General features: G+C 68.0%; 17 protein-coding genes and 2 pseudogenes. 9 read left to right on the forward strand and 10 right to left on the reverse strand.

Annotated elements, in window-relative coordinates; all coding sequences use genetic code 11:
* Nucleotides 1-151 precede the first annotated feature (151 nt).
* From ABT288_RS13720 to ABT288_RS13730, 3 genes and pseudogenes are all read left to right on the forward strand, one after another.
* Complete coding sequence (locus tag ABT288_RS13720; RefSeq protein WP_351606367.1) at nt 152-1237, forward strand: alpha/beta fold hydrolase; 1086 nt, start codon at nt 152-154, stop codon at nt 1235-1237.
* A 446-nt stretch (nt 1238-1683) separates the two neighbouring features.
* Nucleotides 1684-2365, forward strand: a pseudogene (locus ABT288_RS13725) (molybdopterin-dependent oxidoreductase).
* A complete protein-coding gene (locus ABT288_RS13730; RefSeq protein ID WP_351606370.1) occupies nt 2307-2969 on the forward strand; it encodes a cytochrome b/b6 domain-containing protein in 663 nt (220 codons plus the stop codon). Before ABT288_RS13725 ends, ABT288_RS13730 begins: the two are co-directional and overlap by 59 nt.
* 80 nt (nt 2970-3049) lie before the next feature.
* Here ABT288_RS13730 and ABT288_RS13735 read toward each other — a convergent pair whose 3' ends face one another.
* Nucleotides 3050-3991, reverse strand: coding sequence for an AraC family transcriptional regulator (locus ABT288_RS13735; protein WP_351606373.1), 942 nt, complete (start codon nt 3989-3991; stop codon nt 3050-3052).
* 110 nt (nt 3992-4101) lie between these two features.
* On the opposite strand from ABT288_RS13735, the gene ABT288_RS13740 reads away from it, so the two are divergent.
* From ABT288_RS13740 to ABT288_RS13750, 3 genes and pseudogenes are all read left to right on the forward strand, one after another.
* Complete coding sequence (locus tag ABT288_RS13740) at nt 4102-4944, forward strand: NmrA family NAD(P)-binding protein (protein ID WP_351606376.1); 843 nt, start codon at nt 4102-4104, stop codon at nt 4942-4944.
* A gap of 78 nt (nt 4945-5022) precedes the next feature.
* Nucleotides 5023-5445 (forward strand): VOC family protein, encoded by a 423-nt coding sequence (locus ABT288_RS13745; RefSeq protein WP_351606378.1) that lies wholly within the window; start codon nt 5023-5025, stop codon nt 5443-5445.
* A gap of 367 nt (nt 5446-5812) precedes the next feature.
* Nucleotides 5813-6279: pseudogene (locus tag ABT288_RS13750) on the forward strand (NAD(P)-dependent oxidoreductase); the annotation flags it as partial.
* Nucleotides 6280-6416: 137 nt separating this feature from the next.
* On the opposite strand, the gene ABT288_RS13755 reads toward ABT288_RS13750, so the two are convergent.
* The 4 genes from ABT288_RS13755 to ABT288_RS13770 form a co-directional block, all read right to left on the reverse strand.
* Nucleotides 6417-6725, reverse strand: a complete 309-nt coding sequence (locus ABT288_RS13755) for a putative quinol monooxygenase (protein ID WP_351606380.1) — start codon at nt 6723-6725, stop codon at nt 6417-6419.
* Nucleotides 6726-6903: 178 nt separating this feature from the next.
* Nucleotides 6904-7599: an SDR family oxidoreductase gene (locus tag ABT288_RS13760; protein WP_351606383.1), complete on the reverse strand. Its 696-nt coding sequence runs from the start codon at nt 7597-7599 to the stop codon at nt 6904-6906.
* Between the two features lie 151 nt (nt 7600-7750).
* Nucleotides 7751-9019: an MFS transporter gene (locus ABT288_RS13765; protein ID WP_351606385.1), complete on the reverse strand. Its 1269-nt coding sequence runs from the start codon at nt 9017-9019 to the stop codon at nt 7751-7753.
* 95 nt (nt 9020-9114) lie between these two features.
* Nucleotides 9115-9744, reverse strand: coding sequence for a cysteine hydrolase family protein (locus tag ABT288_RS13770; RefSeq protein ID WP_351606388.1), 630 nt, complete (start codon nt 9742-9744; stop codon nt 9115-9117).
* Between the two features lie 166 nt (nt 9745-9910).
* Between ABT288_RS13770 and ABT288_RS13775 the strand changes: the two genes are divergently transcribed.
* Together ABT288_RS13775 and ABT288_RS13780 are read left to right on the forward strand one after the other, a co-directional pair.
* Nucleotides 9911-10501, forward strand: coding sequence for a TetR/AcrR family transcriptional regulator (locus ABT288_RS13775; protein WP_351606390.1), 591 nt, complete (start codon nt 9911-9913; stop codon nt 10499-10501).
* Nucleotides 10502-10865: 364 nt separating this feature from the next.
* The gene (locus ABT288_RS13780) at nt 10866-11324 is read left to right on the forward strand and encodes a winged helix-turn-helix transcriptional regulator (protein ID WP_351606392.1); all 459 of its coding nucleotides are present in this window, start codon (nt 10866-10868) and stop codon (nt 11322-11324) included.
* A gap of 44 nt (nt 11325-11368) precedes the next feature.
* On the opposite strand, the gene ABT288_RS13785 is transcribed toward ABT288_RS13780, so the two are convergent.
* From ABT288_RS13785 to ABT288_RS13800, 4 genes are all read right to left on the reverse strand, one after another.
* Nucleotides 11369-11563, reverse strand: a complete 195-nt coding sequence (locus tag ABT288_RS13785) for a hypothetical protein (RefSeq protein WP_351606394.1) — start codon at nt 11561-11563, stop codon at nt 11369-11371.
* Between the two features lie 125 nt (nt 11564-11688).
* Complete coding sequence (locus ABT288_RS13790) at nt 11689-12585, reverse strand: bile acid:sodium symporter family protein (protein WP_351606397.1); 897 nt, start codon at nt 12583-12585, stop codon at nt 11689-11691.
* Nucleotides 12586-12600: 15 nt separating this feature from the next.
* Nucleotides 12601-13365: an enoyl-CoA hydratase/isomerase family protein gene (locus tag ABT288_RS13795; protein ID WP_351606400.1), complete on the reverse strand. Its 765-nt coding sequence runs from the start codon at nt 13363-13365 to the stop codon at nt 12601-12603.
* A complete protein-coding gene (locus tag ABT288_RS13800) occupies nt 13362-14558 on the reverse strand; it encodes a CaiB/BaiF CoA transferase family protein (RefSeq protein WP_351606402.1) in 1197 nt (398 codons plus the stop codon). Before ABT288_RS13800 ends, ABT288_RS13795 begins: the two co-directional genes overlap by 4 nt.
* Nucleotides 14559-14662: 104 nt before the next feature.
* On the opposite strand from ABT288_RS13800, the gene ABT288_RS13805 reads away from it, so the two are divergent.
* The gene (locus tag ABT288_RS13805; protein ID WP_351606405.1) at nt 14663-15439 is read left to right on the forward strand and encodes an IclR family transcriptional regulator; all 777 of its coding nucleotides are present in this window, start codon (nt 14663-14665) and stop codon (nt 15437-15439) included.
* 307 nt (nt 15440-15746) lie between these two features.
* On the opposite strand, the gene ABT288_RS13810 is transcribed toward ABT288_RS13805, so the two are convergent.
* The gene (locus tag ABT288_RS13810; protein ID WP_351606408.1) at nt 15747-16388 is read right to left on the reverse strand and encodes a 3-oxoacid CoA-transferase subunit B; all 642 of its coding nucleotides are present in this window, start codon (nt 16386-16388) and stop codon (nt 15747-15749) included.
* Nucleotide 16389 lies beyond the last annotated feature (1 nt).

Genomic DNA, 16389 nt, shown 5'->3' on the forward strand with positions numbered 1-16389 from the left:
ATTCCACAATTCTGTGCCTAACAAGTCCGGACCTGCGCCGTAATTCTGCTGTTTCCCGGCGCAAGGCGCATCGCGGGACGAACCGAGTGGACAGACACACCCGTCCTTCGGCGTCTCGCCTTTACATCCCAAACAACCAAAGGGGTCTACCGTGTTCGAAAAGCTGCCGCTGCACTCCCGGCGGAAATTCCTGGCCACCTCGGTCGCAGCGGCGGCCGCGGCGACCGCAGGATCCCTCAGTGTGCTCCCCGCCCAGTCGGCTGCGGCAGCCGAGGCGGGATCCCGCCGCGGATGGCCGGCAGGCAGCAGCGTCAACGGCCTCGGCAGCGTCTCGCAGGCGCCCAATCTCCCGGCCGGGTTCACCGACACCTTCACCAGCCGGTTCATCCAGGCCAACGGAATCCGCCAGCACGCGGTCATCGGCGGCCACGGCCCGGCCCTGCTGCTCGTCCACGGCTGGCCCGAGACCTGGTACGCCTGGCGCCTGCTGATGCCCACCCTGGCCAAGGACTTCACCGTCATCGCCGTCGACCAGCGCGGCATCGGCCTGACCGACAAGCCCCAGGACGGCTACGACACCGCCACCCTCGCCGACGACCTGGCCGCCCTGATGGACGAGCTCGGCCACCAGCGGTTCGCCGTCGTCGGCCACGACACCGGAATGCCGATCGCCTACGCCCTGGCCGCCGACCACCCGGAGCGGGTCGACCGCCTGGTCGTCGCCGAGGCGCCCCTCCCGGGCATCAGCACCTCGCCGCCGGCCTTCGGCCCCGAGTGGCTCAACGACCGGATCTGGCACATCGGCTTCAACCGCCTCGCCACGATAAACGAGCTGCTCGTCAGAGGACGGGAAGGCATCTTCTTCGGCTTCGAGTTCGACATCAACGCTGCGAAGAAGCTGCCCGACTACGCCGTCGACTACTACATCAGCACCCTTGCCTCCGACCGCGACGCGCTGCGCGGCAGCTTCAGCTTCTACCGCGCGTTCGACACCACGCTCGCGCAGAACCTGGAACGCCAGAAGTCCGGCTTGCTCACCATGCCCGTCCTGGCAATCGGCGGAGCGCTCAGCATTGCCGACGGAGCCGGGGTCACCATGAAGGCTGCTGCACACGACGTGCAGACCGTGGTCATCCCCGACACCGGCCACTGGGTCGCCGAAGAGGCACCCGAGCAGATGCTGGCGGCGCTGACCCCGTTCCTGGTCCCTTACCGCGCAGCGCACACCGCCGCCTGATCCGGGGTAAAGGACCGGTTCGGGCCTCTCTGCACATGACCCGGTCCAGCGGGGCCGAGCGGGGCGCGCCCTCGACCCGCTCGGCCCCACCGGCCACGTGCACTTCCCCGGCCCGGGCACCTCGGACGTCCCGATCGCAACCGCGTGCGACCTGAACCCCAAGGCCTTCGTCCGTAACCAACTTCCAACCCGCAGCAGAGCAAGACACGTCTTAAGCGAAATGCTCCCACAGTCCCGCAGTCGTGTGCGTTCGATGAAACGCAGGTGCTATCCCATGACGGGCACCGGCAGGGACCCGCGCTACTCGTTGCGGGCTAACCGCAGTGAACTCTGCCGACCAGCTCATCGCCTGTTTTCCTTGGGCCGCGAGTATTCCAACAGGAATGACTGAAATGACTGACCAGCACAGTGAACCGGATGCCGGCGTACCCATAGCCAGACGCGTGATGCTCGCGACGTTCGGTATCGGCGCAGCCGGCATCGCCGCCGCGCCCTCCCTTCAAAGGGGCTGGGACAGCGCGCTCGGTGCGGCATCGCAGTACGACCCCACCAAACTCACCGAACTGCTGCCCAGCCCGGGCGGCTTCCGCTACTACAGTGTCGCCGACTCGGTGCCGCACAAGGACGCGACGAACTACCGGTTGACCGTCGACGGCCTCGTCGACCGCCCCAGAATCTACGCACTTGACGAGCTGCAGGCCCTTCCGCACACCAGGGTGGTGCACGACGTGCAGTGCACCGACGGCTGGGGGGTGCCCGACACCCCCTGGGAAGGCCCCCAGCTCTCCACCATCCTTGACGCTGCCGGGGTTCGTGCCGAAGGCAAAGCGATCCGCTTCACCTGCTTCGACGGTGTGTACAGCGAAAGCCTCACCCTTGAACAGGCACGCCGTGAACCGTCCTGATGTGCTCGTGGCACTGAAGATGCAGGATATGCCCGTCACCTACGAGCATGGCGGTCCGGTACGCCTCTGCGTTGCCCCGATGTACTTCTACAAGTCCGCGAAGTGGCTCTCCAAAATCACCGTCACCGACCGGGTGATACCCGGCTACTGGGAGGTGAACGGATATGACGTCGACGGCTGGCTCCCCGGAGCCGACAAGAGAAGCGGCGCATCCACGGTCTGAGCCCCCTGGCCGCATCCACCGGTTCGGTCGTGCGCAGCGTCTGGCCCACCGCGCTACCAGCTGGCTGATGCTGCTCTGCGTGGCAACCGCAGCCTGTCTGTACTTCCCGCCCCTCTCCGAGCTCGTCGGTCGCCGCCACCTGCTCGTCACCGCCCATGAGTGGACGGGAATCCTGCTGCCCGTACCATTCCTCCTCGGGCTCACCTCATCCGATTTCCGTCGTGATCTGCGCAACCTCAATCGCTTCGCCGAATACGACTGGCGGTGGCTGCGGGCTGTCCGTAAGCGCCGGACCTCACCGCGCTCCCGCCCGGCCGGCAAGTTCAACGCCGGGCAGAAGCTCTACGCCGGGTGGATCGCCGGGGCCGTACCGGTCATGATGATCACCGGCCTGCTGATGTGGTTCACCAACCTCCTGCCACCGATCCCGCGCACAAACGCGATCTTCGTACACGACTGGGTGGCGTTGACGATTGGTCTCGTCGTGGTCGGGCACATGCGACTGGCGTGCAGAGACCCGGAGGCGCGGCGCGGCATGCGGACGGGGTACGTCGACCTCGCCTGGGCAGCGAGGCACCATCCCAAGTGGGTGGGCAGAGACTGACGGCGTCCACGAACTCGGGCCGAAGGGCTGAGAGGCGGCCGCAGGGCGCCGCCTGTCAGGACGGGAAATTCCGGTGACGCTCACGGGCCCTGGTGGGTGTTGGTGAGCAGTCGTGTCTCTGCGGCCGCTCGTTCCCTCTGCCGCCAGGTTCCGGGTGGTTCTCCGTGGTGGCGGCGGAAGGCGGCGGCGAAGGCGAAGGGTGAGCCGTAGCCGACGGCGTCGGCGATCTGGGGCAGGGTGAGATCGTCGGCGCGCAGGTGGTCGCGGGCGATGGTCATGCGCCATTCGGTGAGGTACTGCATGGGGGCCTGACCGAGTGCCTCCCGGAACACCCGCGCGAAGGCGGCGCGGGACAGGCCGCTGATCGCGGCCAGTTCGGGGACCGTCCACGGGTGGGCCGCATTCTCGTGCATGGCCTGTAGCGCGGCGGCAAGGCGCGGGTCCGCGGCTGCCCGGTACCAGCGGGGCGCGGTCGTGCTGCGGCGGAAGTCGCAGCGGATGGCCAGGACGAGAAGCAGGTCCAGGAGGCGATCCAGGACGATCTGCTGGGCGAGTTCGTTCCGGACCAGTTCGCGGGAGATCAAAGTGATCACGTCCCGCAGGGGATCGTCGTCGGCCGCCGATAGGGTCAGAACCTGGGGCAGTGCGTCCAGCAGCCCGCTGCCGACCTCGCCGGAGAACTGGTAGGCGCCGCACAGGAACACCGTGGCCTGCGGGTTGTCGTCGGGGCTCGTCCGGGCGTGGCGGGCCCGGAACTCCTCCGGCTCGAGGCATGTGGCGCCCGGCTCATTCCCGATGTAGTGGTGCGGCCCGCCGCGCACCAGCGTGACGCTTCCCGGTATGAGCTCCACGGCGCTGCCGGGGGTGTCCAGCCAGAGGTAGCCGCGGCCACGGACGACGGTGTGCACCGACAGCGGTGTCGAACCGCCAAGATGCAGTCCCCACGGTGGTTCGGCGACCGTCCGTGCGAACACCGCGCCGGTGGCGCGCGCCCGCACCAGGTGGTCAGACAGCAGGTCCATGGGATCAGCTTGACCAGTAGGAGTATCAGGGTCAAGGCGCGAGAGCATCAAGTAAAGAATCGAGCGGAACACGCATGGAGTGTCTTGCTCAGGACTTCTAGCGTGGAGTCATGAACAACGAAACACGCCCCACCGCACTCGTTCTGGGCGGCACCGGTCGGACTGGTTCGCTGCTGGCCGAGGGCCTCGCCCAGCGAGGGGTCGCTCCCCGTACCGCGGCACGCACCGGAGCGGACGTCCGGTTCGACTGGGACGACCCGGCCACCCACTCCGGCGCCCTGGCCGGCGTCGACCGCCTGTACCTGGTGACACCTACCATGCGCGTCAGCTACGCCGACCAGGTCGGCGCCTTCCTGGACCTCGCCGAGGCGGCCGGCGTGCGCCACGTCACCTATCTGAGCGTCCACAACGCCGACCAGGCGCCGGCCGGGATCGACATCGCGGCCGTCGAGGCCGACCTGGCCTCCCGGCCCGGCATCACCCACACGGTCCTGCGCCCCGCATGGGTGATGCAGAACTTCGCCGACGACCACCTCCCGGTCATCGGCGGAGTGATCACGGCCCCGAGCGCCGGCGGCAGGGAGGCCTTCGTCGACGCCTCCGACATCGCGGCGGCCGCGGCCGAGACGCTGCTCGACCCCGAAACCCACGCCGGCGCCACCTACTCGCTCACCGGCCCGCAGGCCCTCACCTTCCGCGAGGTCGCGGGCACTATCGCTGCCGTGAGTGGCCACCCCGTCGCCTACCACGACATCGACCAGGAGGCATGGATCTCCGGTGCGCTCGCCGCGGGTGTCCCCGCCGACTTCGCCGTGATCATGCGCTGGCTCACCGGCGCCGTCATCGCGGGCAGTGGAGCCACGCCCACAGGCGACATCGAGAAGGTCACGGGGCGGCCGGCCACCACGTTCCGCGCGTTCGCCGAGCGCCACGCCCACGTCTGGACCTCGTAAGGGCCCGGCGCCGCCCCGGTGGCACGAGAGACGAAGCAAGCCCGCTGACTGCGGGACACATCCGAAGGAGACACCACAATGATTGATCACGTGTACATCTCGGTGAGCGATCTCAAGCGCTCAAGCGCCTTCTATCTCGCGGCGCTCAAGCCGCTTGGGTGGAAAGAGATCGGTTCCTACGAATCGGACACTCCGGGTGTCCCCAGCCTCTTCGGACTCTGCGATCAAGTCTATGGATCGGGTAAAGCTGTCGGTGCCAGCATCTGGCTGCGTGAGCGGCAGCCAGGTGAGACCGGCCTCTACCTCGGCCTCGTCGCCGACAGTCCGGCCGAAGTAGACGCTGCGTATTCTGCCGCCCTGGCCGCCGGCGGCCAGGATGACGGTGGAGCGGGTCCGCGTCCGCACTTCGGCCCCGGATATTACGCCGCGAACGTCACTGACCTCGACGGCAACCGACTTGAGATCGTCAACAAGACCATCAATCCAAAGCGCCCAGCCTGACAGGTAGTTGCCTCCTCACCTTGTGCGAGAAGTGCAGCCGGATGAAATGCGCCGACTTGCTCGACCTCCGGCTGCACTTCCGAGTGCCCCAGCTGCGAAGGCCACGCGAGTACGGCGAGATGCACATGCAGTCGGCCGGCCGTGTTGGTGACCGTGCGTAAGCGTGGCGCTGGAGAAGTGGCTGGGTGCGGCGTGGTCAGGCCGCCTGGCCACAGTTGTTCGCGCCGGGACCGTCGCCGCGCAGCGGGCTGAAGTCGACATCCAGGGACGGGTCGTACGCCTCGGGTGGGATGCCGAGTACGTGGGCGGAGTACTCGCCGAAGCGGCGGATGCGGTCGGTCAGGTAGGGCGAGATGTGGGCCAGATACTCACGCCGTTCGAGTGCGACGTGCTGAGGGTCGCACGAACCGCTCGAAGTGCACCGCTGGGCCCCGTTCAGGCCCTTGCGGACCTACCCGACCTGCTCCCACGCGCCGACGCGGTGAACCTGGCCACGCCCCTCACGGACGCCACCATCCACCTTGTCGACGCCGCTTTCCTGGCACGCATGTGGAACGGCAGCCTGCTGGTGAACATCGCGCCCGGCGGTGTTGTCGACACCGAGGCGTTGTTCACCGAGCCGAAGCTGGACGGCTGCGTGCCGCGCTAGACGTCACCGACCCCGAACCGGTACCCGCGGGCCACCCGCTATGCAATGCTCCGGGGGCGCTCATCAGCCCCCACATGGGCAACAAGACCTCCGCCTTCCTGCCGAGAGTCGAGCGGCTGCTGTGCTCCCAGATTGGCCGCTTCGCCGACGGAGAGCCACTGGAGAACGTTGTAACGCAGCACTGAGCCACAGCCGGCGGGTGCCTCTGAATCTGGTGGAAGACTTGTTCTGGCCGTGTACGAGGAGGTCCATGTGGGGCCGCATGGAGTCTCGCGCCGGTATTGCATCGACACGCTGTTGTGACGGCTCAGACAGTGGGTCGCTAGTGGATCACGCCCTTGTCGGGGTCGCCGAGGGGGACGCTTTGCACCGGCCAGATCTCGCTGGGTTCGGTCAGTAGGGGCTTTGTCGCGTCCCTGATCCGCTGGAGATTCGAGCTGGCCAGGTGTGCCTGGAAGTCCTCGGAGGTGAGCCAGTGCTCGACGATGAAGACGTCCTTGCCATCGGTGTGTAGTGCGAAGAGCTTGCATCCCGGTTCCTGATGGACCAGCGGGGCGAGCTCGCGGTACACGTCGAGCACCTCTTGGGTCTTGCCCGGCGCGGGGATCAGGCGGGCGATGACGACGGGCATACGTGCAAAACCTCTCGGGACGGTCTCCCGCGCCGTGAACGTGGGATTCGGGGTGAAGCCGCACTCCCATGATGCACCGCACCGGCCGCTACGCCACTGGTGGCGGCACGGCAGCGCGCCACGACCGTTGGCGCCGCCAACAGCCTTGATCATAGGTCGCTCATGAGTCGGCCGTCCGTCACCGGGTCGAGTACAGCGCGGCGATGTCGTTGGGCAGCGCGGACTTGATCTGGCGGCTGAATTCGTCGACGAGCACTTCCTCCTGGCCGGTGAGGAGTCCCCTGATCGCGGCTCGTGCGACCTCCTCGGGACTGATCTTGGGCTGGTCGACATTGGCGGACAGGTCGGTGTCGACATACCCGACGTGCACACCGAGCACGCGGGTGCCCTGCGAGCGCAGGGCCAACCGCATCGCGTTGGACAGCGACCACTGCGCTGCCTTGCTCGCTGCATATCCGGGCGCCTGCTCCAGGGCCAGCCAGGATGCGGCGGACAGCATGTTGATGACGGCGCCGCCGCCGTTGTGGGACAGCGTCGGAGCGAAGGCCTGGGTCACAGCCCAGGTGCCGAGGTAGTTGACCTCCAACTCGCGCCTGGCGTCGTCCAGCGACGCGGTGAGCGGCGACGCCGCGAAGGCGGTGCCGGCGTTGTTGACCAGGATGGAGAGGTCGCCGATCGCCTCGACCGCGGTGGCGATGGTGGCAGGGTCCGTGACGTCCAGTTGGATCGGCACCACCCCGGGATCGGTGATCTGTTCGGGGCGGCGTGCGGCGGCGTAGACCGTGGCGCCGTGCTCGGCGAGCACTCGGGCGAACGCCTGGCCGATCCCCCGGTTGGCGCCCGTCACCAAGGCGGCCTTGCCTTGAATCTGCATGTCTATGTCCTATCCGTTCGGTGTTGCACGTGGGCCGAGGTCTGGCGTCGTCGGTAGCAATTCCACCTGACTTTTCTTCTTAAAGTCAAGGGCGCTTCCCGCGGTCCGGCGAGATGGTTGTCCAGCGGGCCGGCGTCCTTCGCCACGGGCTTCAGCCGCCCTTTCCGACGGGGCGGCCGACGGCGACACGCGGGCCTGTTTCTACGGAGTTCTGCACCCCGGATGTGCGGCGTTGCCTGACGGAATGGACCGTCAGGGACAGCGCTCCGACGGCGAGGAAGGCCATCCCCTCGCAGGCCGTCGCTGTCCAGCCGTGTGCTTGCAGGAGCGCCAGGCCGATGCTGGAGCCGATCGCGCCGCTGGCGAACAAGGCGAAGATGTAGACGGTGTTGAGCCTGGCGCGTAGGGCGGCGGGCCCGGTGAAGATCCGTGTCTGGTTGGCTATCTGCGCACTGGTGGTGCCGTAGCCCAGCAGGTTGCAACCGATCACGAGGCCAACCACGGAGTCGCCGGCGAACAGGAAGACGACGAAGGCGATGCCGGCGGACGCCAAGCCGACGGTGTTGACGGTGTCGGGGCCGTAGCGGTCGGTGAGCCGACCGGAGTAGCGGGCGGCCAGTGCGCCGGGCACGCTGCCGAGACCGAAAAGGCCGGCCGCGGCCGGTCCGAGCTCGATGGGCTTCTGGGACAGATGGAAGGCCAGCGTCGCCCAGAACGCGGAAAAGGCAGCGAAGCCCGTCGCGCCGAGGACTGTGGACAGGCGCAGGGAAGCATGCCCGACGATGAGCCGCGGCAGGGACGCCAGCAGCTTCGGGTAGCCGATCCTGTCCTGGCCGCCGTGCGGGCTCTGTTCCGGCATGTACCGGGGCAGGACGAGCAAGAGCAGGGCGGTGGCGGCCGCGGCGGCGAAGTAGCCGGCACGCCACGTCCCGGTCGCTTCGGCGAGGGCCCCGGAGACGGTACGGGAGAGCAGCGCTCCCAGGGTCAGGCCGGTACCGACGGCTCCCAGGGCCCGGCCCGCCTCGCCGCGGGCCGCCATGGAGGAGACGGTTGGCATGATGAGCTGCGGGAGCACGGTGGTGACCGACAGGACGAAGGTCGCCGTGCTCAGCACTGCTATCGAGGGGGCGAGTGCTCCTGCGAGCAGCGCCAGTGCGGTGATGGCGAGCAGAACGCTCGAGATTCTGCGCAGTCGTGCGCGGTCGGCGAGAGGGACGATCACGACGATGCCCAGTGCGTAGCCGATCTGCCCGGCCGTGGCGACGATGCCCGCCGCGGCGGAGGAGACGCCCAGCCCCTGTGCGATCCATTCGAGAAGCGGCTGGGTGAAGTAGATGTTGGAGACGGTGATGGCGGTGGCGGTGGCGAAGACGGGGATGGTGCCGCGCTTCACGCCCGAGGTCGTGGACAGCGCGGTCATTGCGCCTCCTCGCACAGCCAGGAGGGCAGGGGCGGGCGTATCGGGAAGGCGAGGGGGGTCGGCTTCACCGGGCCGTCGCCTGGTCGGCATCAGGCTCACGACTGTGCGTCCTGGAACGCGGTGACGAGTTCTGCGGTGGTGACGATGGCATGGGCGTAGGTGGGGCCGGTCAGCTCGTGTGCGGCATGCATTCGTTCGGGGGAGAGGGCCGCTGTGGCATCCCGGACCAGCGTCACGTGGTAGCCGAGTTCCATGGCGAAACGGGCTGTGGCCTCGACGCAGGTTTCCGCCAGCAGGCCGACGACCGCCACGTGGGTGATGCCGTGCTGCTTGAGCTGGAAGTCCAGGTCGGTGTTGGCGAACCCGCTCGAGCCCCAGTGCTCCCCGACGACGACATCTGCCGCCTGCGGCTGGAAATCGGGGTGGAACTCCCCGCCCCAGGATCCCCTCGCGAAGTGGTGCCCCTTCTGAATCATGCGCTGTGAGGGGTTGGGGTGGTCCCAGGTTTCGTAGTCGCCTGGCTGCCAGCGGCGGTGCGGGACGAACACCACGCGCATGCCGGCCTCGCGGGCGGAGTCGATCACGGAACGCAGGTTGTCCAGCAGGCCGACCTCCTTCGCCACGGGCTCCACTCGCGGCCAGGTCTTGCCGCCCTCGGAAAGGAAGTCGTTGTAGGGGTCGACCAGCAGAACGGCTGTGCGGCTGGGGTCGTAGGTGTCGGTCACGGCTTCTCCTCGAATGTGGATGATGAACAACATCTAGATTCAGGATTACTCGCATCATCCTCGAAGTCAAGTATTAGCAGCTCATAGTCAGGATTCACTTCATGTGTATGATGGACGTCATCCATCCGGTCGGCGGCAAGCCGCTCCCTCGAAAGGAAGACCCGACATGGGGCACTCGCAGAAGGAGAAGGCGGCGTCCCGCGAGCGGGTACTGCGTATCGCAGCCCGCAAGATCCGCGCGGAGGGCGTCACGCGCCCCGGCATCGCGGACCTGATGAAGGAGGCGGGGCTGACACACGGCGGCTTCTACAAACACTTCGCATCCCGGGACGACCTGATCTCCCAGGCTGCGGCCGTAGCCCTGGCCGAGGGCTCGGCGAAAATGGAGAGAGCCGCGCGGAAGAACGAACGAGAACCGAGGGCCGGTCTCATCGACGCCTACCTCGGGAAGCAGCACCGCGACGCGCCGGCCACCGGCTGTGCCCTGGTCACGCTCGGCGCCGCCGCCGGACGCGGCGACCAGCACTTCAAAGAGGCCTACGAGAAGCAGGTCCGCACGTACCTGGATCTGCTCGCCGGCCTCAGCGAAGACTCGGGGGAGGCCCAGGCCGAGGCGATGCTCACCCTCAGTGCCCTGGTCGGCGCCACGCTCATGTCCAGGGCCGTGGCCGACAAGAACCTCTCCGACGAACTGCTCGCGACAGTAGCCGGCCGACTCAAGAACGGCGGGTCACGGACCTCGTCCCCCGCCGTCTGACGCGTGTGCCGGTGGGCTTGCCCCGACGCGCGGCGTCGATGCCGTGCGCGTCACGAGCGACGTTCCGTATGTGGTGAGGTGTCCCGCTCGGTGACGGCAGCGGGGCGCCCCCGGTCCCGCGGGGGAGGTGGCCACCGGCCGCGTGGGCCGCGATCGCTGTGCGGGCGAAGCCGGACTCACCCTGCGCGTCGTCCCGCCGTCACGCCGGTCTCAGGCCAGTGGTTGTTCTGGACCCTCAAGCGGCACACTGGATAGTGATCCGATACTCAGGTATACAATTCGGTCATGCCGTGCGGTCGCGTGGCATGCGTGAGGATCCGGCAGAGATGTGGAAGGTGGGGTGGCAGTGCCATCGACGAGGAAGGTGTCCGGTCCCACGGACGATTCGCCGGCCTGCTCCATCGAGCGCAGCCTGCAAGTGCTTGGCGAGCGTTGGACTCTGCTGGTCCTACGCGACATCTTCGCGGGCAAGCACAGGTTCGCCGAAATCCAGTCGTCCCTCGGCATCGCGCCGAACCTGCTCAGTGACAGGCTCAAGCTTCTCAGCGAGGCCGGTGTGTTGCGCACGCGGACGTACCAGGAGCCGGGCAGTCGGCATCGGCTGAGCTACCACCTGACTCCGGCTGGGCAGGAGCTGCAACTCGTGCTGGCGGCTCTCCAGCAGTGGGGCGACCACCACCGCCCTCGCCCGTCTGGACCCTCCTCTCTGCGGCGAATGCGTTCCACCGGTCAGGCCGTGCGGGTCGGGTTCCTCGACGACGACGGCCACGAGTTGCCCGCCGAAGGCGTGACGTTCGTGATGAATACGGGGCCCGGGGCCTGATGGCGTAGGACTTGGTTGCCCAATTCTGCCCGGCTGCAAGGTGGTTAGGGAATGATCTCTGTCGCGGCCGAGGTGCGGAACCCCATTCTGCCGTTGTTCACGGTTGCGGCTTGGAAGCACTTGGGATCGGTGACTCCGCGCCGGCGGACCATGGCGCGGAGTTTCAACGTTCCAGCTGGCGCGGGCGCGGCCCAGTGATGCGCGCCTTCCTCCGAACCGTCCCGGTCGATCAGGTCCACAGACTGCCCGATGCGCCGGAGGCTCACGGGCCGTGATCACCCGGTTCGGAGACGAGTGGCGGTCCCTGATGCAGGAGAACACCACCGTTGCGCCGGACCACACCTCCACGGCCCTCATGCGGCGGTCAGGTGCTGCTCGCCGGTTCCATTACGGGCAGTGTGCGGGACCGCCGGGCGAGCAGGGAGGCTGCCACCGCCGCGGTGATGAAGGCGACAAGACTGTAGATCGCGGGTGTCACCGCGGCGGCCGGCATGTTCAGCAATGCGGGGCTGAGGGCGATGGTGACGGCGAGCGCACCGTTGTGGATGCCGATCTCCATCGACGAGGCGACTGCCTGGGGCCGCTCGACGCGGGCGAGGCGGGGAACCCAGTAGCCGATGACCAGGTTCAGGACGCTGAACGTCGCCGTGAGCGGAAGGACGGAGCCGAGGGACCGGCCCAGCTGGCCAGCGTTCTGCAGGATCGCACCGACGACGACGACCGCCAATACGATGAGCGAGACGATCCGTACCGCCTGGCCGAGAGTCCGCGCAAGGCCGGGGCGCAGGCGCCGCAGCGCCATTCCCAGGGCCACCGGCAGCACGACGGTGGCGATCAGCGTGACCACGCCCTGCGGTTGCAGTCCGATGTTGTGGGCGTGGCCGACGTAGTGGCGGGTCACGCCCCACATGACGAGCGGCAGTGTGACGACGGAGATCAGCGAGTTGACCGCGGTGAGGGTGATGTTCAGCGCGATGTCACCGCGGGCGAGGTGGCTGTAGACGGCTGCGAGCGTTCCGCCGGGTGATGCGGCCAGGAGCAGCATCCCGACCGCGGTGTCGGGGTCGGCTCCGGTCAGGGCAAGCAGCGCCAGACAGAGCGCGGGCATCAACACCAGCTGGCAGGCCAGTGCCGTGCCCACTGCGCGCGGCGCACCGATCACGCGGGCGAAGTCGGCGAAGGTGAGAGAAAGACCCAGGCCGAGCATGATGACCGCCAGGGCGATCGGCAACAGCACGGTGGTCAGGACAGAGCTGTGCAACGTCACTCCTCAGGATCAGTGCCGGTGGTATTCGCCGACCGACCGGCCGAAGAAGGCACGCAATGCCTCCTTGTGGTCGTCCTTCATGAACAACTCGGCCAGCTCGTCGACCTGTCGCCGGTGCGCCTCGTCCCGGCTCATCTCGAGGGCGTCGTTCACGCACCGCTTGGTGGCCTCGACCGACAGGGGGGCGCGGGTCGCGATCCGCTCCGCCTTCGCCAGCGCTACGTGCATGAGCGCCTCGGGTGCGCATACCTCGGTGACCAGTCCCCAGGCCGCGGCCCGCTCGGCTCCGTAGCGCTCGCCGGTGAGGAGGATCTCCTTGGCCGGTCCGAGTCCCACTATCCTGGCGAGGCGCCAGAAGTTGGCCATCAGGCCCACGTTGACACCGGCCGCGACGAAGGACGCCTCGCTCGACGCGACACGAATGTCGCAGGCCAAAGCCAGCTCGAACCCGCCGCCGACGGCCGGGCCGTTGACCGCGGCGATCACTGGAGCGCGGAACCTCTCCAGGCCGTCGACGATCCGCTCGAAGTCCGCCACGAGAGCGGGCAGTTCGGTCCGGGTCATCCGCTGGTCCTGGGCCAGGTCCGCGCCTGCGGTGAACACACCTCCGGCCCCGGTGAGGACGACCGCACGAATCTCCGGCTCTTCCTCCAGCCGGTCGATGGCCGTCTTCAGGTGCGCCCGACTCTCCCAAGAGAGCGTGTTCACGGGCGGATTGCTGAGTGTGATCACCACGATGTGCGGGGTGTGGTGCCTCAGCTGGACTGCGCTCACTTCTCCTCCTTGGCCACGCCCGCGGCGAGCAGGGTCTCGATCTCGGATGGGCCGAAGCCGGCTTCGGTCAGCACGTCGGTGGTGTGCTCGCCCAGCAGCGGGGCCGGACGATCGATGACGGCCGGAGTGCGGGAGAACTTGACGGGCACGCCGATGTGCTTCACCAACCCCGCCGTGGGGTGTTCGACCTCGACGAGCATCCGCCTGGCCCGGACCTGGGGGTCGGAATAGACCTGAGCGATGTCGTACACAGGTCCGGCGGGGATGCCGTGCGGCAGGAGGATGTCCACCCACTGCTCGGTGGTGTGCTGCAGGAACCTCTTCTGCAGTTCCTCGGTCAGCGACGGGCGGTTGGTCATGCGGGACATCGGATCGGCAAACCGCGGATCCGTCCCCAGCCCCGGCCATGCCAAGGCCTCCACGAGGCGTTCCCACATCCGCTGATTGGGTGTGCCGACGGTCAGCCAGCCGTCCGCAGTCCGGAACGCCTCGTAGGGGGCCGCGAGTCGCATCTGCGAGCCGAGCGGGCCGGCTACCTGCCCGGTGGCGAACAGGACGGCGCTCTCCCAGACCATCAGGGAGATGCCAGCCTCCAGCAGAGATGTGTCCACGTACTGTCCCTCGCCGGTACGCAGACGGTGGACATAGGCGGCGAGCACACCGTTGGCGGCCAGGAGCCCCGCGGTGAGGTCACAGATCGGCACGCCCGCCTTGACCAGCGCGCCACCGGGCTCCCCGGTGACGCTCATGATCCCGGACATGCCCTGGGCGACGAGGTCGTACCCGCCCCGGCCGGCCAGCGGGCCGTCCTGGCCGAATCCCGAGATCGAGCAGTAGACCAGCTGCGGGTTCCGTGTGGCGAGTCGGGGATAGTCGCAGCCGAGCCGCTCCATGGCGCCCGGCCTGAAGTTCTCGACGAGGACGTCGACTCCCGCACTGAGCCTGCGCAGCGCGGCGGCTCCCCGCTCGTCCCGCAAGTCCAGGGCGATCCCGCGCTTGTTCCGATTCACCGCCATGTATGCCGGCGACTGGCCGCCGGGGAAGTCGGCTCCCCAGCCACGGAGTTCGTCGCCGACCGGACGTTCGACTTTGATCACATCGGCGCCCAGGTCGGCGAGGAGCGCCGCGCAATAGGCACCAGCCATCACTTGGCTGACGTCCAGAACCCGCACGCCGTCGAGGGGACCCGCCATCGCATCTCCCGAAGATGTCGCCCGTGGAATTTGTGCCGCGATGCGGCACGCCTGTGCTACTGTGCGGTCCAAACGGTAGGGGGGTAGTCAGGAGGCGTCAACGGATGCGCAGCGTTTTCACGGCCTTCTCCGTGCTGGAGGCGCTCGCCGAGGCCCAGCCGGTCGGTGTGGGCGCCCTGGCACGGGAGCTGGATCTGCCCAAGAGCACCGTGCAGCGGAGTCTGACCACGCTGGCCGAGGTGGGGTGGATCCGCCCGCTGGACAGCAGCGGCCACACACGGTGGATACTGACGGCCAGGCCCCTGAAGTTGGCCGGGCACGTGTTGCGCCACGAGCGCCTGCTCCGTGAGGCCGCAGCGCCGGCGATGGCGGACCTCGCCCGGCAGACCCGCGAAACGATCCACCTGACGATCGTGGACGGTGACAGCGTGATCCTGCTGGACAAGATCGACAGTACGCACACCGTCCGCAACGTCTCCTGGGTCGGCGGTCGCGCTCCCCTCCACGCGTCGGCCTCCGGGCTGGCGATCCTCGCCCACCTGCCGGCGGACGCGATCACCCGCCACCCGCTGACCAAGTACACCGGGCAGACCGTGACGGATGCCGAGGCGCTGGGTGCCACTCTCGCCACGGTCCGCAAGCGCGGTTACGCCATCAACACCGGGATGTGGCGCGACGACGTCAGCGCCGTCGCTGCGGCGATCCTGGATCCGACCGGGGTGCCGGCCGCATCCCTCAGCATCTCTGTGCCGACCTACCGGCTCTCCGACGAACTCCGCGATCAGTACGGCATCCTGGTCCGCGACGCCGCCGCGCGCGTAACGTCCCTGTGGGATGGGCAGGACCCCGAAAACAGTCCCATGGCGGAACGGGACGGCTGAGGGGGTGGGTCCACAGACGAGACACGTCTCTCGGAGGCGCCGATACCGGCCGCCTCCAACGCCATCTGGAGGTCGCCGACATCGATGCCGCCCTGGGCGCATGCAACCTCTGCGCACTCGTCGACAGCATCGCCCACCAGTTCCCGCGGGGGATCCCACAAGCGGCGGACCTCGTCGCTGACGCCTTCCTGCCACCCAGTCCAAAGACGAGCCACTTGCCCCGGCTCGCCTTTCGACTCACGCCTGACCAATGCCTACGATCTGAGCAACGGAGTCGTAAGGGTCTCTGACCTGATCTCCTCGCCGACTAGCAGTGGCCGGCGGTCTCCAGCGGGGCTGCGGTCCGGGCCACGACGTCGTCGACAGTGACGCCGGGTGCGAGTTCGACCAGCCGTAGACCGTCGGCCGTGACGTCTATGACGGCGAGGTCCGTGATGATCCGGTCGACGACATCCAAGCCGGTGGCAGGCAGCGTGAGTTCCCGGACGATTTTGGGGCTGCCGTCCTTCGCGGTGTGCTCCATCACCACCAGCAGGCGACGGGCGCCGTGTACCAAGTCCATGGCGCCGCCCATGCCTTTGACGAGCTTGCCCGGGATCGCCCAGTTGGCGAGGTCACCGGCGGCGGAGACCTGCATGGCGCCGAGCACCGATACGTCGATACGGCCGCTCCTGATAATCCCGAAGGAGAACGCCGAGTCGAAGTAGGAGGCCCCGGCGCGCACGGTCACGGTCTCCTTGCCGGCGTTGATCAGATCCGGATCGACCATGTCGTCGTACGGGTAGGGGCCGGTGCCCAGAATCCCGTTCTCCGAGTGCAGGATCACCTCGACCTCGGGCGGGAGATGGTTCGGGATGAGGGTCGGCAGGCCGATGCCAAGGTTGACGTACTGACCGTCGCGCAGTTCGCGGGCGGCCCGGGCAGCGAGCTGGTCACGATCGAGCGGCATC

The organism is Streptomyces sp. NPDC001093 (genome assembly GCF_040298985.1).
Taxonomy (GTDB): domain Bacteria; phylum Actinomycetota; class Actinomycetes; order Streptomycetales; family Streptomycetaceae; genus Streptomyces.

What these genes read in the sequence shown, in the direction of transcription:
- ABT288_RS13755 (WP_351606380.1), bottom strand. Translation starts at nt 6,725, where the DNA reads ATGCCCGTCGTCATCGCCCGCCTGATCCCCGCGCCGGGCAAGACCCAA.
- ABT288_RS13745 (WP_351606378.1), top strand. Translation starts at nt 5,023, where the DNA reads ATGATTGATCACGTGTACATCTCGGTGAGCGATCTCAAGCGCTCAAGC.
- ABT288_RS13735 (WP_351606373.1), bottom strand. Translation starts at nt 3,991, where the DNA reads ATGGACCTGCTGTCTGACCACCTGGTGCGGGCGCGCGCCACCGGCGCG.
- ABT288_RS13765 (WP_351606385.1), bottom strand. Translation starts at nt 9,019, where the DNA reads ATGACCGCGCTGTCCACGACCTCGGGCGTGAAGCGCGGCACCATCCCC.
- ABT288_RS13730 (WP_351606370.1), top strand. Translation starts at nt 2,307, where the DNA reads ATGACGTCGACGGCTGGCTCCCCGGAGCCGACAAGAGAAGCGGCGCAT.
- ABT288_RS13805 (WP_351606405.1), top strand. Translation starts at nt 14,663, where the DNA reads ATGCGCAGCGTTTTCACGGCCTTCTCCGTGCTGGAGGCGCTCGCCGAG.
- ABT288_RS13775 (WP_351606390.1), top strand. Translation starts at nt 9,911, where the DNA reads ATGGGGCACTCGCAGAAGGAGAAGGCGGCGTCCCGCGAGCGGGTACTG.
- ABT288_RS13800 (WP_351606402.1), bottom strand. Translation starts at nt 14,558, where the DNA reads ATGGCGGGTCCCCTCGACGGCGTGCGGGTTCTGGACGTCAGCCAAGTG.
- ABT288_RS13810 (WP_351606408.1), bottom strand. Translation starts at nt 16,388, where the DNA reads ATGCCGCTCGATCGTGACCAGCTCGCTGCCCGGGCCGCCCGCGAACTG.
- ABT288_RS13740 (WP_351606376.1), top strand. Translation starts at nt 4,102, where the DNA reads ATGAACAACGAAACACGCCCCACCGCACTCGTTCTGGGCGGCACCGGT.
- ABT288_RS13760 (WP_351606383.1), bottom strand. Translation starts at nt 7,599, where the DNA reads ATGCAGATTCAAGGCAAGGCCGCCTTGGTGACGGGCGCCAACCGGGGG.